General features: G+C 58.6%; 21 protein-coding genes and 2 pseudogenes. 3 read left to right on the top strand and 20 right to left on the bottom strand.

What is annotated here, in order from left to right; translation table 11 throughout:
• Window positions 1-6: 6 nt before the first annotated feature.
• The 11 genes and pseudogenes from ACWUKX_RS22580 to ACWUKX_RS22530 all read right to left on the bottom strand — a co-directional run bounded on the left by ACWUKX_RS22580 (window position 7) and on the right by ACWUKX_RS22530 (window position 8,984).
• Entirely contained in the window at window positions 7-261 is a 255-nt protein-coding gene (locus tag ACWUKX_RS22580; protein ID WP_051505826.1) for an exopolysaccharide production repressor protein, read from the bottom strand.
• 9 nt (window positions 262-270) lie between these two features.
• On the bottom strand, window positions 271-594 hold the full coding sequence (locus tag ACWUKX_RS22575) for a hypothetical protein (protein ID WP_456009051.1): 324 nt from the start codon (window positions 592-594) through the stop codon (window positions 271-273).
• A gap of 322 nt (window positions 595-916) precedes the next feature.
• On the bottom strand, window positions 917-2,272 hold the full coding sequence (nodC, locus tag ACWUKX_RS22570) for a chitooligosaccharide synthase NodC (RefSeq protein WP_456009050.1): 1,356 nt from the start codon (window positions 2,270-2,272) through the stop codon (window positions 917-919).
• The gene (gene nodB / locus ACWUKX_RS22565; RefSeq protein WP_456009049.1) at window positions 2,259-2,987 is read right to left on the bottom strand and encodes a chitooligosaccharide deacetylase NodB; all 729 of its coding nucleotides are present in this window, start codon (window positions 2,985-2,987) and stop codon (window positions 2,259-2,261) included. Before nodB ends, nodC begins: the two co-directional genes overlap by 14 nt.
• On the bottom strand, window positions 2,942-3,532 hold the full coding sequence (locus ACWUKX_RS22560; protein WP_455850758.1) for a NodA family N-acyltransferase: 591 nt from the start codon (window positions 3,530-3,532) through the stop codon (window positions 2,942-2,944). The genes nodB and ACWUKX_RS22560 overlap by 46 nt, the downstream gene beginning before the upstream one ends.
• 819 nt (window positions 3,533-4,351) lie before the next feature.
• Window positions 4,352-4,552 (bottom strand): SAM-dependent methyltransferase, encoded by a 201-nt coding sequence (locus tag ACWUKX_RS22555; RefSeq protein WP_456009085.1) that lies wholly within the window; start codon window positions 4,550-4,552, stop codon window positions 4,352-4,354.
• 687 nt (window positions 4,553-5,239) lie between these two features.
• Entirely contained in the window at window positions 5,240-5,410 is a 171-nt protein-coding gene (locus ACWUKX_RS22550; RefSeq protein ID WP_456009083.1) for an ATP-binding cassette domain-containing protein, read from the bottom strand.
• Between the two features lie 189 nt (window positions 5,411-5,599).
• Window positions 5,600-5,818, bottom strand: a complete 219-nt coding sequence (locus ACWUKX_RS22545; RefSeq protein ID WP_456009048.1) for a hypothetical protein — start codon at window positions 5,816-5,818, stop codon at window positions 5,600-5,602.
• Window positions 5,815-6,143: pseudogene (locus ACWUKX_RS22540) on the bottom strand (transposase); the annotation flags it as partial. The gene ACWUKX_RS22545 and the pseudogene ACWUKX_RS22540, both read right to left, overlap by 4 nt.
• A 151-nt stretch (window positions 6,144-6,294) precedes the next feature.
• Window positions 6,295-7,353, bottom strand: coding sequence for an NADP(H)-dependent aldo-keto reductase (locus ACWUKX_RS22535; protein WP_456009047.1), 1,059 nt, complete (start codon window positions 7,351-7,353; stop codon window positions 6,295-6,297).
• Between the two features lie 866 nt (window positions 7,354-8,219).
• A complete protein-coding gene (locus ACWUKX_RS22530; RefSeq protein ID WP_456009045.1) occupies window positions 8,220-8,984 on the bottom strand; it encodes a sulfotransferase in 765 nt (254 codons plus the stop codon).
• A 185-nt stretch (window positions 8,985-9,169) separates the two neighbouring features.
• On the opposite strand from ACWUKX_RS22530, the gene ACWUKX_RS22525 reads away from it, so the two are divergent.
• The 3 genes and pseudogenes from ACWUKX_RS22525 to ACWUKX_RS22515 all read left to right on the top strand — a co-directional run.
• Window positions 9,170-10,111: a LysR family transcriptional regulator gene (locus ACWUKX_RS22525; RefSeq protein WP_456009043.1), complete on the top strand. Its 942-nt coding sequence runs from the start codon at window positions 9,170-9,172 to the stop codon at window positions 10,109-10,111.
• A gap of 346 nt (window positions 10,112-10,457) precedes the next feature.
• On the top strand, window positions 10,458-11,048 hold the full coding sequence (locus ACWUKX_RS22520) for a NodA family N-acyltransferase (RefSeq protein WP_027155288.1): 591 nt from the start codon (window positions 10,458-10,460) through the stop codon (window positions 11,046-11,048).
• A gap of 138 nt (window positions 11,049-11,186) precedes the next feature.
• Window positions 11,187-11,533, top strand: a pseudogene (locus tag ACWUKX_RS22515) (hypothetical protein); the annotation flags it as partial.
• A gap of 62 nt (window positions 11,534-11,595) precedes the next feature.
• Here ACWUKX_RS22515 and ACWUKX_RS22510 read toward each other — a convergent pair.
• From ACWUKX_RS22510 to ACWUKX_RS22470, 9 genes are all read right to left on the bottom strand, one after another.
• A complete protein-coding gene (locus tag ACWUKX_RS22510) occupies window positions 11,596-12,495 on the bottom strand; it encodes an SIR2 family NAD-dependent protein deacylase (protein WP_456009041.1) in 900 nt (299 codons plus the stop codon).
• A gap of 38 nt (window positions 12,496-12,533) precedes the next feature.
• Entirely contained in the window at window positions 12,534-12,746 is a 213-nt protein-coding gene (gene nifT, locus ACWUKX_RS22505) for a putative nitrogen fixation protein NifT (protein WP_027155285.1), read from the bottom strand.
• Window positions 12,743-13,069, bottom strand: a complete 327-nt coding sequence (locus ACWUKX_RS22500; protein WP_456009039.1) for a nitrogen fixation protein NifZ — start codon at window positions 13,067-13,069, stop codon at window positions 12,743-12,745. Before ACWUKX_RS22500 ends, nifT begins: the two co-directional genes overlap by 4 nt.
• Window positions 13,070-13,139: 70 nt before the next feature.
• Window positions 13,140-13,334: a 4Fe-4S binding protein gene (locus tag ACWUKX_RS22495; RefSeq protein WP_027144865.1), complete on the bottom strand. Its 195-nt coding sequence runs from the start codon at window positions 13,332-13,334 to the stop codon at window positions 13,140-13,142.
• Window positions 13,335-13,370: 36 nt separating this feature from the next.
• On the bottom strand, window positions 13,371-14,822 hold the full coding sequence (gene nifB / locus ACWUKX_RS22490) for a nitrogenase cofactor biosynthesis protein NifB (RefSeq protein ID WP_456009038.1): 1,452 nt from the start codon (window positions 14,820-14,822) through the stop codon (window positions 13,371-13,373).
• 240 nt (window positions 14,823-15,062) lie between these two features.
• Window positions 15,063-16,769 carry a nif-specific transcriptional activator NifA gene (gene nifA / locus ACWUKX_RS22485; protein WP_456009037.1) on the bottom strand — a complete coding sequence of 569 codons (1,707 nt, stop codon included), beginning with the start codon at window positions 16,767-16,769 and terminating at the stop codon, window positions 15,063-15,065.
• Window positions 16,770-17,426: 657 nt separating this feature from the next.
• On the bottom strand, window positions 17,427-17,726 hold the full coding sequence (locus tag ACWUKX_RS22480; RefSeq protein WP_455850695.1) for a ferredoxin family protein: 300 nt from the start codon (window positions 17,724-17,726) through the stop codon (window positions 17,427-17,429).
• A gap of 12 nt (window positions 17,727-17,738) precedes the next feature.
• A complete protein-coding gene (locus tag ACWUKX_RS22475) occupies window positions 17,739-19,046 on the bottom strand; it encodes an FAD-dependent oxidoreductase (RefSeq protein WP_456009036.1) in 1,308 nt (435 codons plus the stop codon).
• 11 nt (window positions 19,047-19,057) lie between these two features.
• Entirely contained in the window at window positions 19,058-20,164 is a 1,107-nt protein-coding gene (locus ACWUKX_RS22470; RefSeq protein WP_456009035.1) for an electron transfer flavoprotein subunit alpha/FixB family protein, read from the bottom strand.
• Between the last annotated feature and the right edge of the window lies 1 nt (window position 20,165).

The raw sequence follows: 20,165 nt of genomic DNA, 5'->3' as shown, positions 1-20,165 counted from the left end.
CGCACGCTAGTCAGCCTTCACAGAGAGGTCGTCACTGCTTGCAGTCAGATGCCGTTTCGCTTCCTGTGTGTCTGGTCGTGAACCGGTTGTGGAGCTCCGCTCCGTCCTCCACATCAAATAAAGCATGGCTAAATAGTACCCGACCTGAGTGAGCACGGCGCAGAGAACCGTCTGACCGAACGAACCAGTCAAGTAATAGGTCGCCGCGGCGAAGGCCGCTGATGCACCGATCACGTGTATCAAGAAATATGATGCTTCCATTCGGCTCTCCTAGTCTCCCGCTTTCGTCGGCCGGAATTCGATCCACCCCGAATCGAACTTCGAAACCGGAGCACGCTGTCTTTGTTGATGATTCACATCTGCACCTGCTGACGGTCGGCCTGGTCTTATGGGGCATGCTGTTGCGGTGTCCGCGCCGGCGGCGTGCCCCAGCACCGACCAGTGGCATCGCGCGCTGAACGAAAGCCAAATGCCGCCCGACGCGAGCATAGTCGCCAGCTTTCGGATAGCCGCGCGCATATCGGCCTTGACCGCGGCGGCCGTATAGAATTCCGCAGCGACGATCAGACTGAGCGGCTCCTGGCTCGAGAACATTTCAACCTCTCCGACCCCTCAGGCAGATGTGTTGCGGCTCGTTCATCGGTTCGCGCCTTCGAGGTTGTGCTCGCGGCACGACGGCGATGACCGTGAGCCTGCGGCAGTGCGGCGAATGTTCCGTTAAATCCCCCGGCCGGGCATCCGATTTGGAGCGCGTTTGTAGTAGGCCACTGGGAAAGCGACAGCTCGGCGCTTGCGCGTGAGACTCCCGCTCCAACGGCTTGCTGTCCAGTCGCCATGAATCGTCCGTGGCCAATTCTAGCGACCAGTGGCGACTGTCGTGCTCTGTCAAGACGTGTCCCCAATATCAGATAGGCAATCACTCTTGGCTGCCGATGCCGGATGAGGTCACCGTCGAGAACTCTCTCAAAAGAGTGGGCCTGCGCGATGGCGCCGCATTATCCGGCAGGTCCGTGGCTCTCGAACCAACATCGTGGTCTGTGATCGCGACGCCTTTGCCACCGCCGCTTGGAACCGTGGCAGCAGAGTCTCGCGACAACCAATCGCTGTTGCTCAATGTGCAAAGCGCATAGGCCTTCAACGGAAGCAGAAGAAAGAGATTGATTGGCGTGTGTAGACAAAACCCGAGAAACCGGAGTTCGCGAGCACGAAACGCTGCCACGCCGCAGCGGATCATGGTCATGGCCGCAATCATGATGCCTGTCCACCAAGGCACCGAGCCAGTCAGCGCCAGGTGCGCAATCCCTGTTGACACCGAAACGGCGAGGAGCAGCGGCCCGACGTTTTGTCCGACCACGTCCAAGGTCAGATAGCGATCTAGGCTGGGTAGCAGACGCAGCGAAAGCAACGTGTCTCTGAAGGTGCTCCGTGCCCATCGCAGCTGCTGGCGCAGATATGGCCGCAGCCGATCCGGCACGACCGTTGCCGCAATCGCGTCCGGAATGTACTCGGTTCGCAGGCCTGCTTTCAGCATGAGGATCGTGAGATGGCGGTCCTCACCGAAGTCGCTTAGCTTCCCACGAAACAGCTGCGTTTCGTACTGATCAAGAACCATGAGAAGTGCCGACCGGCGGTACATGGCACATGGTCCACAGCAACACATGACCGCACCGAAACGAGCCTGCGCCGCGCGCTCCTCGTTGCAAGCAAGCCAGTACTCCATGTCGATCAAGCGGGTCAGCCAATTCTCGTTCCTGTTGCTGGCTATCAACTGACCCATGGCCGCGCCGATCTGTGGATCCCTCATTTTCAGCGCAAGCTTCGTGACGACGTCAGAAGCCAGTGTCGTGTCGGAGTCGACGTTGAGCACCAAGTCTCCGGATGAGCGGCGTATGGCGGCGATCTGCGCCTTGCGCTTTCCAACATTCTGCGGCAGCAGAATGAAGTTGAACCTCCGGTCGAGCGCGTAGAGATCGTGAACAGGTCCCAAAGCAAGGCGATTTGCGGAGCCGTCATCGACCACAAAGACCCGTAGTTTTCCGGCGTAATCTTGGTCCGCAATTGAGGCTAGGCAGGCCGACAGCGTGTCCGGGTCCTCATTGTAGCAGGGAATGATGACGTCCACACTCGGCAGAAGCTGGGAGCGGGCTTCGCCATCCGAGGGCGACGAAAGGTCTGCCGGCGAAGCATAAACCGTCTGCATGCTTTTATAGGCCGCCGAGAGCAGCGCGTAGGTTGAGACAGCACCAGTGCTGATGGCGTCAAGCAGGTTCATGGGATTCCACTTCGTTCAGTTGTGTCGGGAGGGAGCGGATTGCAAATCCCCGCTCATGCAGCTCTGGAATGAGACGAGACAGAGCCGTCAGCGTCTGGTCCCGCAGACCGGCCTGAGTGTCCGGCCTGAACTCGTTAGGAGGGCAGCCATCGTGCAAGAGCACGATCGCGCCCGGCCGGACAGAGCCACTTACTGTATCGACAATCGCGTCGACGCCAGGACGAGACCAGTCTCGAGGGTCGATCGACCAGTGGACCGGCGTCAGGCCAGCGCGCACACAAGTCGTGAGTGCTTGTTCCGTCCAGGTGCCATACGGAACGCGCATATGCGCCACTGAGGCTTGGGGGCAGGCAATCCGAATGACCCTGTTTGCCTCAAGTATTTCATAGTGTATCTGGCTAGGTCGGCATTCGGAAAAGTCGGGATGCGTCATTGTATGATTAGCGACCCTGTGCCCTTCTGCAATCATTCGTTGGATGAGTTTGGGCTGGTCTGCCGCATACGCCCCGATGACGAAGAAAGTTGCCGACGCCTGGTTTTCCGCCAGCAGATCGAGGACGTCCGGTGTGCAAACCGGATTAGGACCGTCGTCAAACGTCAAATAAACTGCGCGCCGGCCAGTGCCGTCGGCACATTCACCACGGACTTCGGATATGCAGTTGAGGGCTCTCACAGCTCTGGTCCGTTCCGATCGATTATCGTGCCGGACGGCCATTCGGACATCGGCTGTGCAATCGGGAGAACAATGAGGACTACGTCCTCCGTGCGGGTGGGCGGTTTGTCCAAACGCGCACATGGGAGGGTCGATCGCATGCGGATCCCAGCCATGATCGTCGCCAGACCGTGTCGGCTGAACCTTGCAATATGATGCTGCAGCGCGGGTCGAACCGTCCCGAAGGCGAATGGGATCTTGAGCTCCTGCAGTAAAGGATGCATGACCCGGACTGAATGGCCAATCCAGAGTCCCTCAAGATCCGGACGTACCCCATACAGGCCAAGTTCACCCACCAGCAGATCGACGGCGCCAATCCTGATGAAGCGGCGCAGCAGGCCGATGTGAGCCGCCACCCCCTTCGAGTCGTAGCCGATGGCACGCAGCTCGGGCCTCGCGCCGCCCCAACTTTGGCTGCCTTCGAATGGCTTTGCGTTGAAACTCCCGGTCTGCCCATAGATCTTGCGAAAGAACGCGGCAAGTTCCACATGGTCGTCAAGATCGAGTTCATTTTCCCAGCACAGTCTCCAGCGCAATTTAGAGCGCATGGAACAACTCACCATTTCTTGCTGTTCTGTTGACTCACGCATCACGCGATCCGATTTATAAACAACTTGAAAGCTATCCGTTGCGGTTTGAGCAGATTAGCTGGAGCTTGGTCAGTTAAGCAAGCGCGATGTAGCTTGCTCACACTGACAAAGAGCGTGGACGCAATGGACACGATCCTCGATTGACGCTCTGAATACCACGAGAGGTCTTTCTCCTTACAGATCTGAATCTAAGCTTCGACTGCTTAATGCAGCATTTGCTAAACTAGGTAAAATCGATTGTTTTGATGGAAGTCATCCATGGCGTGGATAAGCCATCGTCACCCTGAGCATCAGGCGTCACGAGCAGCTTGTTCGCCCATTCACCACCCCATGCATTCAGGCCGCGCCTGGCGACGGCCATACTTGGTCCAGATAACCCACGTCTGATAGGCAGACCGGCGCCTTGCTTCTCCTGATCAAAGTCACAGAAAGGTGTCGGTCCTGACACGGGGCGCTCGCCCCGTCTGCGTCAGCTTGAGGCCACAAACTCGCATAGTGCCTCCATGTTCAATGCCCGCGGGCTATCCAGGCTCCATAAAGACATCTTTACTGCTTTCGCTCAGAGGCTGCCGCGGCTCCTGTGTGTTTTGACCGTGGAACTTTTGTGGAGCTCCGCTCCGACCTGAACACGGCATAAAGCATCGCTAAGAAGTACCCGACCGAACGAGCACGTGGCAGAGAACCGTCCGAACGAACGAACCGGTAAGGTAATAGGTCGCGGCGAAAGTCGCCGACGCGCCGATCAAAGTTATCAAGAAACGTGATCCGTCCATTCGGCTACCTTGGCCTCCCGCTTTCGTCTGCCAGAATTCGAGACAGCCAAAGCCGGCTTGGGCTTCGAAAGCGAGCGAACAACAAGTCTTTGTTGATGGATTCACTTCGGCACTGCTGAAGATCGACCTGGATCAAGATCTCGTTCAACATGGCAATTAAGGTCTCGGCGCCAACGACGTGCCCCCAGAGGCCGGCAAGTGGAATTGCCGAAAACCAGATGCCCTTCCGGCGAGAGCATGCTCACCAGGTTTCCGAGGCTGTGCGCACATCGGGTATCCCCCCGAGGAAGTAGTAGACATCGCAGTTCGCGAGCACGGAACGCTGCCACGCTGCAGCGGACCTTCGCCGGCTCCAGGATCATCAGGGGCGGATCTTGGCTGTCATCGCCATGTGCCGCGTGCCGGAGCCGAGTGCTCGTTGATTTCTGTCACAAACGATTCCGCTGTCACAAACAAACCCAGCAAGCCACGCGGTTGCAGCCAGCAGGGAGGACTTCCTCATTTCTGTCTCCGTTAATCAATTTGGGAAGGATTAATCGTGTCAAAGCCACCTGCAATGTGGGTCGCAGGGTGGCGGGCCATCGCAAACCCGAACATAGAGACCATTGCTGACGATATCCTGACGAAGTCGCGGTCATCGTCAAAGATTGGGGTTGGTTTCCGACTTTCAATTACCCACCTCTTGCAGGTGATGAATCGCGCGTGCTTCCTTGTCTGGCACGGAATCACGGGGGCAATGCCATCACGGAGGGCTAACGCATGGTTTGTGGCGCCCCTACTCTTAGCAGATCAGCATGGCCTTCCCCCCGCAACCATCCGCCCTTTGTCCAGGGCCACAATCTTGTCGGTCAAATGAATGGTGCTCAGTCAACGAGCGATGACGACGACGGTCTTACCGGCCCGACGTAGTTCCGCTATCCCTCCCAGGACAGACGTCTCGGGGACCGAAGAGAGAGGAGCCCGCCTCATCGAGGATCAGGATCTCCGGATGCCGGTACAGAGCCCACGCCAACGCAAGACACTGTTTCTCGCCGCCGGAGAGGCGTCGCCGTTGTTGCCGGATAGGGCCGGAAGCTACCGGGCCAGTGCGCTGCTGTATCCCTAATTTAGCAGATTTGCTGGATATTCTCGATGTCCGGCTCGAACTCGCCTATCATGCTGTTGAGAAGTTCACCTGCGAGCGATGAAATCTGCGCGCGTCGCGTTGTTGAAGCAGGATTTTTGCCGTGTAATGGAAGCGTCTTGTTGGATTTCAGTCCAGCCGTGGCCTCTTGTCCATTCCGTCATTGCCCTGGCAGGAGAAAGCGACATAATTGCCCCGCCCGCGCCGAACATCTACCGGTGACGCAGCCGAAGCGAATTCACCGGACCCGTTGGGCCCGAAGAGGATGTAGCCGGGCTCCACCATGTTGCGATAGCTGTCAACATAGTCGGGCATCTCAACGATCCGCCAGCGGCCGAGCAGGTTCATGCCGTGGCAGCCAAATGCCTCGGCAGGCGAATGAGATTGTAGGCCGCCAGGTTCAAGGTGAAGGCAGCATTCACACGGGCACGTCGTCCAGCTTGACCTTGGCCATGCCGGCGGATGACTTGATCCACCAAACACCTCCTCGATCCGCTCGCGGCAGCGCTGGCTGGCGGCAAAACTTTGCCCTCGCGCAGGTCCCTGATGAAAGCGCGCACGTCATAGGCTTTGTCGGTGCCCAGCGTATGCGCCCTTCGTGAGGGCCGGCGCTTCACCATGGCTAGCGCCGCTCCCGCTCGGCCGATCCTGTCGGCGGAGTGACGCCGTCAATGCCGTGCTCCTGGACAACATGTCGGTCGAGCAGCTTGCTCGCGCGGTGGCGATGGTCGGCGCCGTGCGCGATCACAGAAGCACTATCGAGTAGCCAGAGGCTTCGGTCAGAGCCACTGGATCGAACCCGTGGCATCGTGGCGAACGGGTTGTTAGGCTGCGGGTGGCGTTCCATAACGCTGGTAAATGGCTTGAATTCCATCGAGGACCTCGCGTGAAAGGCTGACGTCCACACTGGCGATGTTGTGCTTCAGTTGCAGCACGGAGGTGCCGCCCACGAGGGTACTTGCAACGAACGGGCGGCTGGTGACGAACGACAACGCGCCATGCACCGGGTCAATGCCATGTTCTCGAAAAAGCGTGGTGTAGGCGAGGGCCGCGTGCTGGGCCCTTTCATTGCTGTAGCGAAAGAACCGTTTGAACAAGTTCAGCCGAGAGCCTGCTGGAAGCTGCCCCCCCAAATACTTGCCAGTCAATGTACCCATCGCCAGCGGCGAATAGGCTAGGAGGCCGACCCGTTCGCGCTGAGCCATCTCGGCGAGGCCGTTCTCGAAGTCGAGGTTGAGCAGATTGTACGGATTTTGTATACTTACCACGCGGGTCAAACCGTGTATTTCCGCGTAATGCAGGAAGCGCGCAAGACCCCAAGGTGTTTCGTTGCAGAGCCCGATGTGACGAACCCGACCGCTTTTGACGAGCGCGTCCAACGCTTCCAGCGTCTCCCGGATCGGGACCGTATCCTTGTCGAGTTCGTACTGGTAGTCTAGCGATTGAAAGACGTTGGTGCTGCGGTCGGGCCAGTGCAGTTGGTACAGGTCAATATAGTCCGTCTGGAGCCTTTGAAGGCTGGCGTCTAGGGCCTCGAACAGATTGGCGCGTGTATAGCTGACGCGGCCGCCGCGCACATAGGGCAGGTTCGCCTTGCCTGCTCGAACCGGCCCGATAACTTTGGTCGCGAGCACGACGTCTTGCCTGCGGCCGGTGTTATTGCGTAGCCAACTGCCTATATAGGCTTCCGAAAGTCCATGTGTCTCCGCGCGGGGTGGCACAGGGTACATCTCGGCCGTGTCGACCAGGTTTATGCCAGCCTCTAGAGCTGCATCCAGTTGCGCGTGCGCCTCGGCTTCGGTGTTCTGCTCTCCCCAGCTCATAGTGCCCAAGCCGAGCGCGCTAATCCTCAGGCCGCTCCAGCCAAGTTCACGATAGTGCATCGGGTATCTCCTTCTTCTCGTATTTGTGGTAAGTGCACCAAGGTATCAGGCGTCGACGCAATAGTGCCGCCGAAACGCCTAGATTGAGGCTCTGCCAAACGAACAGAAGGGTTTCTCTCGAGCCGGGCTGCAGACGATCATCCTCAAGGTCCCAAGTTTGAGCTTCGAATTCTTTAATGCAGCACCTTCTAAAATTGGCAAAATCGATTGTTTTGATGGCATTCATCCAAGTCGTGGATGAGGGCGCCGCGAACATGAGCAGCATCAAGCACGACCAGCTTTCGCCCATTCCGTTTGACGCGTCTTATGTAAAGGCCGATGCGACACCATTATGCCAAGTCAACCTTGAGCAAGGCGGCCCGCTCTCGCGGGAGGATCTACAGTCGAACAGCCGACGAAAGCGGCATCAGAACGGGCTAGTTCAAGGATTTCCGTTGCAATGCCATAAGGCGGGGGCCGCAAACATCCCACTGTAAGAGACCCACCGCAGCCGCGCCGAGAAGGGCAAGAGCGTAACAGAGCGATAGTGGGAAGGGGCGACGGCGATTCTCGAGCCGGCAGCATAGGAAGCGCCAGGATCGGATACGCCGTTGCGGGAATGTTTTCCTGTTGCGACACAACGACGTGGTCGAGGCCGTGAATGGTGGCGCCAGTCACCCTGAAAGCGCGAGAACTCGTGCTGGCGAGAGATCATGTCACGGTACTCGTCCACAAGCAGAAGCTGGGCCAATATCGCATGGCGGTGAAGATTTGGATGCCACATGCGCGCCCCCACCGTCGAGCCACTGCGGAGCTGCGCCCATTGCCGCCTAGGGGCAGGTAAGCTCGCGTCCGCCGGAACCCGGAGCCTAACGAGGGACAGGCCGTCATGTGAGATTGGGACGATCCTTCAGATGGTCACCGACGTCAAAAAATCTCGCATAAGGTCCGCCTGCGAAATGGCGCCGCAACTCTTCAAAATTTTCTATCGTTTGATCCAGGGGGCGCGCTTCCTGGCGCTTAAGGATAGGGTTACCAGACAGCCCAAACGCCGGAACCCCCAGGAAATCCCAAATCTTAGCCAAGCACGCCGACGGTTTGCCAAGAAGGCTCTCGTACTCGACCACATGCAAGTCAGTGGACGCGAAGGAGTGTGCGACGCGATTGTGGAATTCGTCCGCGGCCTCGAAATAAGCTTCGCAGCAGGCGATTGCCAGTTTGACGGATGGAGCCGCATCGTTGTCCGAACTGACCTTCAGCCACTGCCGGGTTTGCCTCGCCTGTGTCAGTGATCGCAGCGATTCCAAGGTGTTTTTGCGGACCAGCAGAATGACCTTGAGGCCTGGCCATCGGGCGAGCTCAGCAAAAAACCCCGGACGCTCATTGAACTGAGGTTCGTTGATCTTGCAACCAACACGCGTCACCTTCTTGTTGGTTGCGTTGGGGTAGCGCAAGTAGGCAAGCTCAAGAAGCGCGCGATCGCTGCCTGCCAAGCGATCTTTATCGAACCAATTCGTATCGTAGGTGTTGAGCAACTCACCGTTGCTCAACACGTTCGGATGCTCGTTCAGCAATTCTTCCAGGTAGTGCGTGCCCGTCCTTGGCATCGCAAGGATCACAAATGGGCCAGGCGACGGCATGGGATGGCTCATTGCCTCTGTCTCCGATCAACATTGCTGATGATAATTCGTCTGGGCCGAAAGCAGGGCAAGTGAACAGCCTCTTTATATATGTCTGAAGGTAGCTCTCGCGATTGAATTTTTTCTATGCAGGACTTCACAAACCGCGTAAAATTGATTGTTTCGATGTATCCCATCCGCGTCATGGATAATGACACATGCGCTTCAAGGGCCTTGATCTAAACCTGCTCGTCCCGCTTGACGCTTTGATGAACGAGCGGAACCTCACCGCTGCCGCACGCAGCATCAATCTGAGCCAGCCCGCCATGAGCGCGGCCGTCGCCCGGTTGCGCGACTTTTTCCGCGATGAGCTATTTACGATGAGGGGCCGCGAACTTGTCCCCACTCCGCGTGCGCAAGATCTCGCCCCCGCGGTTCGCGAAGCTCTGCTTCACATCCAGCTCTCAATCATTTCCTGGGACAGGTTCAACCCAGCACAGTCGCAGCGCCGCTTCAAGATCAGCCTTTCAGATTTCATGACCCTTATATACTTTCAAAAGGTCGTAGAGCGTGTCGCGCGGGAAGCTCCCGCCGTCAGCTTCGAGTTCGTACCTCTCACCGATCACCCTGACGAGCTTCTCCGCCGCGGTGAGATCGATTTTCTCATCCTTCCGGACGTGTTCATGTCGAGCACGCATCCCAGAGCAGCACTGTTCGACGACACACTCGTGTGCGTCGGCTGCCCCACAAACAAGCATTTATCACGCCCGCTTACGTTTGAGCGATATATGTCGATGGGACACGTTACGGTCAAATTCGGGCGTACGCGGCAGTCCTCTATCGAAGAATGGTTTTTGCTCGAGCACGCTCGCAAGAGACGTATCGAGCTCATCGTGCAGGGCTTTAGCATGATCCCGGCTATGCTGTCAGGCACAGAGCGGATAGCGACCATACCCTTGCGGTTGGTGGAATATTTCGCACAACTGATACCCCTGCGGATCGTCGAACTTCCGGTGCCGCTTCCCGCATTCACCGAGGCCGTACAATGGCCCGCGCTTCACAACAACGACGTGGCAAGCATTTGGATGCGGGAAATACTATTACAGGAAGCATCCCGCTTGGCTTGTTCGCACCACGCTGGAGCGCTCAAGAGCTCCTAGTTTCGAAGAACGCAAGGAGGTTTCCGTGCTGATTGCCTTGCCCAATCCGGCCTGAGGACAGTTCTTCTAGCCGTACGAGACCTCAGCAGGGGACCGGCCGCGTGGCTAACGGGGCGACATGCCCGACTCGTGTGGTTTATACTCGCCCCCACGGCGTGGGACCTGTAGGCGGAAGGCCGTACTCGAAGGCAGGTAGCGCACTCCCATTCATGACGTCGATGGTGTTAATCCAAACAACAAATTTTACCAACCTCGGCCGGGTGTTGCATGAACCACGCCCAGAGTGAAGCAGCTGTGCCTGGCACCGGACCAGTGCTTCGAATGATGTAAGCAAGGGGTAGCGTCCATGAGCTCTGAAGTGCGGTGGAAATTGTGTTGGGAGAGTGAGCTGGAACTCTCCGATCACAAAGAACTCGCCGAGTTCTTCAGAACTATCTTTGCACGGACCGGCTCCTTCAACGCGAAGCCATTCGAAAGCCACCGCAGTTGGGCCGGTGCCAGGCCTGAGCTGCGCGCAATCGCCTACGATTCGCGCGGCGTAGCGGCTCATTTGGGCGCTCTGCGCCGTTTCATAAAGGTTGGCGATGAAGATCTGCTGGTGGCCGAGCTCGGATTATACGGTGTGCGCCAGGATCTTGAAAGGCTTGGGATAAGCCATTCAATCAGCGTCATGTATCCGACGTTGCAGCAGCTTGGCGTGCCCTTTGCTTTCGGTACCGTTCGGCACGCGATGCGCAGCCACATGGAAAGGTGGTGTCGGGGCGGTCTAGCGGCCATCAAATCGGGCGTGCGCGTCCGGTCGACCCTCCGGGATGTGTTTGCCGACCTGCCGCCCACTCGCGTCGAGGACGCACTCGTGGTCGTTGTGCCAGTTGCGCGCCAGATCAATGAGTGGCCCTCGGGTACCTTGATTGACCGAAACGGCCCGGAGCTATGAAAGGACACCTATGCCCACTATCCGACAGGCCAACCAGATTTCTTGGAGCAACCGGCCGTCCTCAAACGCAGGGGCGCGGTGCTGGCACTGATCGCGGGCCCGCTGGCCCCATCGGCCGCATGTCGAAGGAATGGGAAGGGGCCGCAACGCGCGATGCGTGCCTGCCTGGCCGATGCCGGGCAGGAGGTCGAGGAAGTTGACTGTTTCAACGCGCACGGCAGCGGCACAAAAACCAACGAAACCGGAACAGTCGCGATCAAGCGTCGCCTGCGTGATGCCATATGTGAAGGTGTCGTGCCGCCTACGGCCAACTATCGTGAGCCGGATCCCGATTGCGATCTCGACACTACGCCCAAGGTGGCGAGCGAGAGCGAGAGCGAGTGACGCTGAGCAACACTTTCGTTTTTGGCGGCACGAATGCCGTTGTGTTCCAGGAGGGTGTAGGCATCCGACACCGGACCTTGGTGACGAAGCCGTCGCCATAGGAGCGCCGCCAGCCGCACTCATCTCAGCCGGGGGCGTGATCCAGTGTCGACTGGAGCCTGGCTCAACGGTCCTGGCCACTTGGTAACAGGCCTGAGCCGGCAAGCCGAGCCGCAGCTTCGCTTATCGGCATGTCAATGACTGTGACTGCGCACGCTGCCAGGAAACGGCGTTCGTTTCTGGTCAGCACCGACCCATCGATTAGCGCGAAATGTGGGCCGTCGGAGCGCTTCATGATCTGCCGGGCATAGGTGCGCAGCATCTGATCGTCGAAGCGGCAGCCGACGAAGAAAAACCCCCGCTTGCTGCGCCGCTGCTTCACCTGATCAGGGATCGGCGTCTGGATGTCGATGTCTGTCAGCGCTTCGACATAGTCGGAATCTGAGATCAGGAAGTTTGCCGCCGGCCTGACACTGCCATGAGGCACATAGAGGACCGTCTCAACCGGTGGTACCGCGTCGAGTTCGTTTCCGGACAAATCATAGGCTTTGGTCCAAATGTCCCTGGTTTCTTTCGCCCGCGTGACGCCTTGTATCTCGACGACATCCGTTCGGCCGGTCGCGACCAGGGCCGCGCGCATGGCGCCATCATACCAACTGTCGACGATGAGCGAGAGCGGCAGCGTGGCGAGCCAGGCGTGGAGGACCGTCGGCGCTGCCGGCCCGGCGAAGATCTCGGCCATCCAACCCTGGAGCGTCCGGCGACGCCGGCGCTGCTCAATAAACTGCGCGACAGACCACATATTGGTGCGGATCTTGGATGGAGCCGGGGCGCGCTTGGTAAGGGCCGCGGCCACCGCCTCAGGACTATGCGGTACAACGGGCTTTGCGCAGCCGAGCTGGAGGAGACCCGGGCCAAGGTAAGGAATGATCGCGTCGGCGGCGAGCGCTCCCTTGAGCAGGTCAAGCCGCGTGTCCGCATGGCTGTCCCGAGTGATTAAAAGATGGCGCGGGAAGGTGTTCATGCTCAGTCCTCTTGGCTTTATGCCGTCAATCCGCCGTCCTAATCCCCGTCGGATATTTTCCTGGCCTCAACGGTGATTGGCAGGCGCGTATCTCGCGGAAGGTCGGGCAGGACGAAGCGCCAGCCGTTCCTGAGCATTACGGCCCCGCCCCACAAGCCTTCATTCTCAACCTGAATGATCGGCTCTTCGAGATCCTTCTTGGGAACATAGGCCGACAGGCCGGCGCTGGTCCTGCGGATCATCAACTTCATCCGGCTGCTCCCTTGCTAGGAGCAGACGTAATTTCCGCGCTACGAAGAACCCCGGGATTCTCGAGGCTCACCATTTCGCGCGCCCGCATTCCCACGACTGTGCCACGGCCGATCCATTCGACCGCATAGATGTAGAACTGCTGGAGAAAGGTGCCGATGTCACGCACGTACCCTTCGTCACCCTTCAACACGAGGTTTTCCCCGATCTCCCTGCCGGGGTAGGTCCCGTCATTCTTGATGTGACGGGTTGCGCGGACCCGTTCACCCGGCATGAATCGTGGAGGCTTGCGGATTTCGACCTCCTGTTCGCGCCAGAGAATCATGGCTGTTCTTCCTTTTCGCGGTTGGAGGTTGGAATGGAGAACTCAAGGCGCCTCGCCAGCCGATCGGACGTCAGGCGGGAACGCAGGTCATCTCCACCGGACAGACCGAGGCGCATTGCTGTGTGTCGAAGGTGTCCTTGCATTCGGTGCACTTCTCCGCGTTGATAACGTAGGCCTCGCCTTTGAATTTGATCGCACCGGAAGGACATTCGAACTCGCAGGCACCGCATTGGGTGCATTGGGATGCGATGATCTTGAACGCCATTTTTTCTTCAACTCCTGGTCAGTTGATTGAGAGATCTCAGGCCGTCGCGGCCAATGGTTTGGCCCCAAATTCGGCGGCGTAAACCGTGCTGATCGCGGTCTCGATATGCTCATAGCCATAATCATCCATTGCCCGGATTCCGGCGCCCCTGAGCTGAGCTTTCGGGCAATCCCCGATCTTGGCGCACAGCACGACGTCTATTCCTTCGAGGGCAGCGATCACGCCTTTTAGGGTGGCATCTTCACCCCAGCCACCCAGGCAATACTGCTCGACCGTCCGATGCCCGACCAAGCTGATTCCTTTCGGCGAGGCCTCGTAGACCTGGAACTCTCTCGCGTGACCGAAGTGTGCGTTGACGCGGCCGCCGCCCTTGCTGGCCACGGCGATAAGAAGTGACTTGCCCGAGCCCGCTCTTTTGACCAGTTCGGTCGCCTGGCTTTTAGCCACCGCTCGATCGCCGCGCTCGCGCGCGACCACCTCACGATAGGCCTCGCGCCTGCTTGCGTCATAGGTGACCTCGTCGGAGATCTGTTCGAGCGTGAACTCCTGGCCACGATCATCGCCCAGCAGGCCAACGGCATCGGCCCGGCACTGCCGGCAATGGCGCATCAATTTGGCACCGCCGTCCAGACGATCTTGAAGAGCCTTCAGCTCCATCGCCTTTGGGCCTCGCTGCCCGGTCAGGCCGTAATGGGTACCGTGCTCTCGGTTCGAAATCAGCGGCATGATGTTGTGCAGGAAGGCGCCGCGCTCCTTGACCCATTTATTGACCTCGATCAGGTGCTCGTCGTTGACGCCGGGGATCATCACTGAATTGATCTTGGTCAGGATGCCACGCGCCGTCAGCATCTCCAGGCCCAACATCTGCCGCTCGTGCAGGATCCGGGCGGCTTCGACCCCGGTGTAGCGGCGGTGCTTGTAGAAGATCCAAGGATAGATCCTTGCGCCGACTTCCGGGTCGACCATGTTGATGGTGATTGTCACGTGGTCGACATTCATGTCGCAAAGCTCGGCGACATGGTCCGGCAACGCCAGCCCGTTGGTCGAGATGCAAAGCTTGAGGTCGGGGATTTCGTTGACGATGCGTTCGAATGTGGCCTTTGTCTTGTGCCAGTCGAAGCAGGCGTCGCCCGGTCCAGCGATGCCGAGCACGGAAAGCTGCGGTACTTCATTGGCGACCGCGATCACCTTGCGCACCGCCTGGTCTGGTGTCAGCTTTTCCGAGACGACTCCAGGTCGGCTCTCGTTGGCACAGTCAAACTTGCGATTGCAGTAATTGCACTGAATGTTGCAGGCCGGGGCGACCGACACGTGCATGCGCGCGAAATAATGGTGCGCCTCTTCTGAATAGCACGGGTGGTCCTTGACCTTCTCCCAAATGGCCGGCTCCATGTCGCTAGGCCTTGCGGACGAGCCGCAGGTTGAAGACGCGCATCCAGCCGATTTCGCGGTGGTTTCGCTTTGAAGCGAAATCTTCGGTGCCGACATCGAATGGCTCTGCTCCTGGCTGACTTACACATCCAGTCGCAAGAGCTATGCCAGCCCACCAAAAGGGGACATTCACCCGAAATCTCGGCTTTTGGTGTCTGATTTGTCAGATTGCCTACGACCTGGATTTGTCGGGCTTCCGACATTGGAGAAGCGTATGGGCTCGCCAGAGCGCTTGTCTCTGGTCCCGCACAGGGCGGGGGACTCCGAAACTTCACATGGTTCAGACGTTAAACTCGTCTAAAATTTCTTCACCTCGATACCGTGCCGGCGTAGAGCATAGCCGACTTGCCGCGGCGTGAGGCCGAGGAGACGAGCCGCTTTAGCCTGGTTGGAGCCTGCCTTTTCCATCGCGTCGATCAGCCGCTCGCGTTCCGTCAGGCGCGGGCTGCCCATTGCGTGACAGTTGGGATCGTTCCGATCGGCCGACGGCTGCGATCCATCTCGGTCCATGGTGCCGCGAGCGAGATCGACCACGCCATTGGTACCATTCGAACAACCAGTTCCCTTCCAAATGAGCGAAGAAAGACACTGGCCATTCCTGCAGGCGAAATCCGACGGAACTATCGTCTTCGACCGGGCAAGTGTCGCCGTCCTTCGCACGCAGTTTTCCAGCTCGCGAACATTGCCAGGGAGGTAGCATTGCGACACGACGTCAAGGGCCGAGGGCGCGAAAGCAAGCTCACAATGGTTCTCCTTGTTGAACCGGTCGAGGAAGGCTTCGGCCAGACGGGGAATATCGCCAGGTCGGTCTCGCAGTGGAGGCAGGATAATCGGAATCACACTGATGCGATAATAAAGGTCAGCCCTGAACTCACCATTCACCACAGCCCTTTCAAGGTCCTTGTTGGTGGCGCATATAAGCCGAACGTCGACTTTCAGTGTTCTGTTGCCGCCGACCCGCTCCAGTTCACCTTCCTGCAACACGCGCCGCAGTTTGGCTTGAAAGGCAGGCGAAATCTCACCGATCTCATCAAGCAACAAGGTACCGCCATTCGCCAATTCGAAACGGCCGGCGCGTTGCGCGATCGCCCCGGTAAAGGCGCCCTTCTCATGGCCAAACAGCTCCGATTCCAGAACGCTTTCAGGCAATGCGGCGCAGTTCAATTTGATGAAGGCCTTCGTGCTGCGGGTCGAAAGTTTATGGATCGCTTGCGCGAAGAATTCCTTGCCGGTACCGCTTTCACCCCGCAGAAGAACGGTCGTATTGGTCCTCGCGACAATTGGAACCAGATCGAGAACCTGCTTGACTGCCGGGCTTTCCCCGATGATTCCGTCGATTTTGACGGAGGGATATCGGCCGCGATCGGACCTTTCGTCGTCGCGCCGTTTGCCCGGTCCAGCTTGCCGTTCGACCAGATGCTGAGCATCAATGTTTCGCACGCGGTGAAGATGGACAACTTGGCCGACAAGATCTGCGACCATGGTCAGGAAGCACAGGTCCTCGTTGTGATGAACGTAGCTCGGTTCTTCTCTGAGTCGCTCGATCGACAATATTCCGAGGGCTTCATCCTGCGCCCTTATCGGGATACCAACAAAGCTTAGCCCAATAGCTTCGTCGTTGGACGCCCTTGCGACGTCACCCTGAAACGGTTCGGACTTGCTGACGTCCTCTATGATGACCGGTTTCGCCGTAGCGACGATCTGGTCGATTATAGCCTGTGGTATGGCGTGACGAGTGATGGATTGCGGTGGATTGACGTTGCCGGGCGTTGCGGCGATCTCCGGCTCTCCATCAGCGCTCAGGACAATGATTGCTCCATGACGCATTCGCACAAATGAAGACAGGATCGTGACGACATTGGCCAGTGTCGTCTCCAGCGGGGCAGGGGCGGTTAGGATCTTCGATATCTCGTACAGCCCCCTGAGCGAGATAGCCGTTATGCGCATGGTTTCGGTGGCCCAAGGCCCTGCTTTATCGCCCTCATCCCGCCGCAAGTGACCCATGGAAGTGCCTCCGAATTTGTCTAGGATGCACTCGCCAAGCACACCTTTACGCTGAGTTTCTGAGATATGTGTCCCTAGCAATCATGACAAGATTAGGGTCGACTTGCGGCTTGCGGTTGGTGCAAACGGTCGGCCGGGGCGGCCTGTACACCCAGGCACAGATCCTTGAAGCTTGCCCGCCAGCACCGCCATCACCCGATGATGGCGCAACTCGTCGCGGTCGTTCAAGTCCTCATAGCCGAGCGATGGCGAAGATGCGCTGACCCACCAGCGTCCTCACCGCGTGCTCATCAATGCGGCATTGCGGACATCCATGAGCATTGGGCAAAGGGGCCAACCAACCCGATCGCCAGTGTCCGCCAGGCCCAGCAGAAGTGCGTCAGTATCCGAGCGTTCGTTCGACCGTCAAAACCGGCAATTGGCGTGCCGTTCAGGCAGGCGCAAAAATCGAATTGATCCGTCATCACTGTGGCTGCATCGGGGCGCTCCTCATTAAGGCTAAGCTGGTTTCGTAAAACAACTTTCCCCTTTTCGGAACCCCGATGCACTTCAACAATGCGAGAGGTGCGCGGTTAACGGGTAGAATGCGATGCGACGTGTTGCCACAATTATAAGTTGTACCCGGGCTCGCTCTGCTAAGAACGCTGAATGCGCCAACTATCCGAACTTGAAGAGGACACCGAAACCGCCGCGCGGATAATTCCACGTGATCTCGCCACTGGCCTCGCACAGCACTCGGCATGTGCCACACTCCATGCACCCGTCGGCGGCGATCTCAACTTGGCCCGTGGCGTTCAGCTCATAGCATTTGGCAGGGCAGATGCGTGTCAACGCGAGCAGGTTCGGGCTCGGGCTTTGGTGAGGTCGCACCTTGATATGCGGACGCCCTGCATCAATGAGATAACGGTTTTGATATAGCTTATCCTCGACGCGTACGGCCGGCACTGTGATCGTCATTTTTGCTCTCCCTCAGCGCCAGGCGAATGCCAGGCGAAGCGCGTCGCTGACCAGCCCCCAGCGCGAACGCGCTTTTATGAAGGCATCAGTGGTCGCTTTTTCCTTATCGATTTTCGGAGTGCCGTCGACCCGCACGAGGTTCTGAGCGGCCAGAGAAATCAGCTGCGGGTATGTCATGAAGAAATTGTGCGAGTTGGTGTGCAGCAGTGCCGGCATGTCCTTATGCTTTCGCAAGTCTTTGAGGACAAACGAATTGTCCAGCATGGTTTTGTAAAGGACGAGGTTACGCTTGGTCATCGGGGCGTTCCGGCTCTTGATCTGAACGATCGCCTCGCCTGCGATGCGGCCGGACGTCATGGCGAGGTTCGAACCCTCACGGTGAACCGCGTTGTTCAATTGCGCTGCATCACCGACTGCCACCCAACCGTCGCCGAAGAGCTGTGGGATCGCCTTATAACCACCTTCGGGAATAAGATGGGCGGCATATTCCTTCACCTCCGAGCCCGCTATCAGCGCCCGGACCGAAGGGTGGTTCTTGAATCCGTCGAGCAGGACGTAGGGGCTCTCCATCGTGGCGGCGAAATCGGAAACGAGGCAACCGATGCCAAGTGAGATCGATTCCTTGTTGGTGTAGAGAAACGCTAACCCGGTCATGCTGCGGGAGATGGTGCCCGCCGCCTCGATCACGCAGCCTTCATTGCCCTTGAGGCCGAAGCGCTGCTCGATCACCTCTTCGGGCAGGAAATGCATTTCCTTGACGGCCAGTGCCACGGTTTCTGGCCTCGGCATTTCGCGCAGGCCCGACCGCGTGCCAAGCAGCCCGTTAACGCCTTCTGCGAGTACGACCACATCCGCCAAGATCCTTTCGCCGGCTCTGTCGGTGCGAACGCCTATGACCTTGCCCGTGATATCGTATGCGAGCTCCGTCGCCGTCGTCTCGCACAGGACGGTCGCGCCGGCCTCGCGCACCTTGCGTGAAAACCACTTGTCGAACTGGGCGCGGATGATTGTGTAACGGTTTGGCTTTGCCTCGTTGAAGTCGTCGGACCGATAGTGGATCCCAGCATGGGATGTCTTGTCCATCATCCAGAAGCGCTGCTCGATCAGATGCCGCTCAAGAGGCGCGTCATCCCGGAAGTCCGGGATGATCTTCTCCAGCATGTGCGCATACATGATGGCGCCCTGGACATTCTTCGAGCCCGGATACTCGCCGCGCTCCAACTGCAACACCTTCAGGCCGCAGCTTGCCATCGTGAAGGCAGCTGCGTTCCCGGCCATGCCGGCCCCTACGACGATAGCGTCGAACTTTTCCTCGAGCATAGCCGTCTCCCTTAGCTCGCAAGCTTGTCGCGACTGTGCGGCGACAGCCGCCGGGTGAAGGCTTCCGTCAACGCCGGCAGGAAGCGGATCGCATCGGTGGCGATACCGATATGGGCGAAATCGAAAATCGGCGCGTTCGGATCGGTATTGATGGCCACGATCAGATCGGCGCTTTCAATGCCCACCCGGTGCTGGATGGCGCCGGAAATTCCGGCCGCGATGTAGAGCTTCGGCCTGATGGTCTTGCCCGTCTGGCCGATCTGCCGTTCCGCCGGCATCCAGCCCTTCTGGACCAGCGGACGCGAACAGCCATATTCGGCGCCGAGCGCCCGCGCGAGCTTCGTCACAACCTGCAGGTTCTCCGCCCCGCCCAGCCCGAGGCCTCCCGCAACGACGACATCGGCATAGGCCAGATTTGCCTTTACCGACTGCGCATCGGGCAGGAAGCCAAGGACCTTGGTGACGATCTCGTCCTCGAGCATCGACACCTTGTGTTCGACGACCCGGCCGACCGGCTTTTCCATACGCTGCGGCATCGCCATGACTCTCGGTCGCACTGTCGCCATCTGCGGCCGGCAGTTGAGCGTATAGATGGTGCATAGCAAGGAACCCCCGAAAGTCGGCCGGGTCGCGGCAAGCGAACCGTCAGGATCCACGTCAAGTTGAGTGCAGTCAGCCGTGAGACCCGTCAGCAGGGTAGTCGCCACGGAGCCGGCAAGATCCCGGCCACGCATGGTGGCACCCAGAAGCAGGATCTCGGGTTTGTATGTATTGACCAGGTCAGTCATTGCCCTAGTGAAGGGCTCGTTGCGATAGTCGGCGAGCAGCGGCGTCTCCACGATATAGACAAGATCGGCACCATAGGCGAAGGCCTGGGCGACGGCATACCAAGAGGCCTCTCCCGGCGGTCCGAGCACGACTCCCGCAAGCTGCACGCCAAGCTTGTCGGCCAACTTGCGACCTTCCCCGAGCAGTTCGAAAGAAACCGGATGGACTTCGCCGCGCTCCAGCTCGATGAAGACCCAGACGTGCCGATAATCCTTGAAATGCTCGGGCAGATCCTTCTTCATGCCGGCACGATTGCCGGCAGGCGGGGTTTCTCGGTTCACGCTCGACATC

Source organism: Mesorhizobium sp. f-mel (assembly GCF_053850215.1).
This window is presented reverse-complemented; position numbering and strand designations above follow the sequence as displayed.

Excerpts from the sequence above, each read along its gene's own strand:
- ACWUKX_RS22580 (WP_051505826.1), bottom strand. The coding sequence starts at position 261 with ATGGAAGCATCATATTTCTTGATACACGTGATCGGTGCATCAGCGGCC.
- ACWUKX_RS22575 (WP_456009051.1), bottom strand. The coding sequence starts at position 594 with ATGTTCTCGAGCCAGGAGCCGCTCAGTCTGATCGTCGCTGCGGAATTC.
- nodC (WP_456009050.1), bottom strand. The coding sequence starts at position 2,272 with ATGAACCTGCTTGACGCCATCAGCACTGGTGCTGTCTCAACCTACGCG.
- nodB (WP_456009049.1), bottom strand. The coding sequence starts at position 2,987 with ATGGCCGTCCGGCACGATAATCGATCGGAACGGACCAGAGCTGTGAGA.
- ACWUKX_RS22560 (WP_455850758.1), bottom strand. The coding sequence starts at position 3,532 with ATGCGCTCTAAATTGCGCTGGAGACTGTGCTGGGAAAATGAACTCGAT.
- ACWUKX_RS22545 (WP_456009048.1), bottom strand. The coding sequence starts at position 5,818 with ATGAACCTGCTCGGCCGCTGGCGGATCGTTGAGATGCCCGACTATGTT.
- ACWUKX_RS22535 (WP_456009047.1), bottom strand. The coding sequence starts at position 7,353 with ATGCACTATCGTGAACTTGGCTGGAGCGGCCTGAGGATTAGCGCGCTC.
- ACWUKX_RS22530 (WP_456009045.1), bottom strand. The coding sequence starts at position 8,984 with ATGAGCCATCCCATGCCGTCGCCTGGCCCATTTGTGATCCTTGCGATG.
- ACWUKX_RS22525 (WP_456009043.1), top strand. The coding sequence starts at position 9,170 with ATGCGCTTCAAGGGCCTTGATCTAAACCTGCTCGTCCCGCTTGACGCT.
- ACWUKX_RS22520 (WP_027155288.1), top strand. The coding sequence starts at position 10,458 with ATGAGCTCTGAAGTGCGGTGGAAATTGTGTTGGGAGAGTGAGCTGGAA.
- ACWUKX_RS22510 (WP_456009041.1), bottom strand. The coding sequence starts at position 12,495 with ATGAACACCTTCCCGCGCCATCTTTTAATCACTCGGGACAGCCATGCG.
- nifT (WP_027155285.1), bottom strand. The coding sequence starts at position 12,746 with ATGAAGTTGATGATCCGCAGGACCAGCGCCGGCCTGTCGGCCTATGTT.
- ACWUKX_RS22500 (WP_456009039.1), bottom strand. The coding sequence starts at position 13,069 with ATGATTCTCTGGCGCGAACAGGAGGTCGAAATCCGCAAGCCTCCACGA.
- ACWUKX_RS22495 (WP_027144865.1), bottom strand. The coding sequence starts at position 13,334 with ATGGCGTTCAAGATCATCGCATCCCAATGCACCCAATGCGGTGCCTGC.
- nifB (WP_456009038.1), bottom strand. The coding sequence starts at position 14,822 with ATGTCGGCACCGAAGATTTCGCTTCAAAGCGAAACCACCGCGAAATCG.
- nifA (WP_456009037.1), bottom strand. The coding sequence starts at position 16,769 with ATGGGTCACTTGCGGCGGGATGAGGGCGATAAAGCAGGGCCTTGGGCC.
- ACWUKX_RS22480 (WP_455850695.1), bottom strand. The coding sequence starts at position 17,726 with ATGACGATCACAGTGCCGGCCGTACGCGTCGAGGATAAGCTATATCAA.
- ACWUKX_RS22475 (WP_456009036.1), bottom strand. The coding sequence starts at position 19,046 with ATGCTCGAGGAAAAGTTCGACGCTATCGTCGTAGGGGCCGGCATGGCC.
- ACWUKX_RS22470 (WP_456009035.1), bottom strand. The coding sequence starts at position 20,164 with ATGTCGAGCGTGAACCGAGAAACCCCGCCTGCCGGCAATCGTGCCGGC.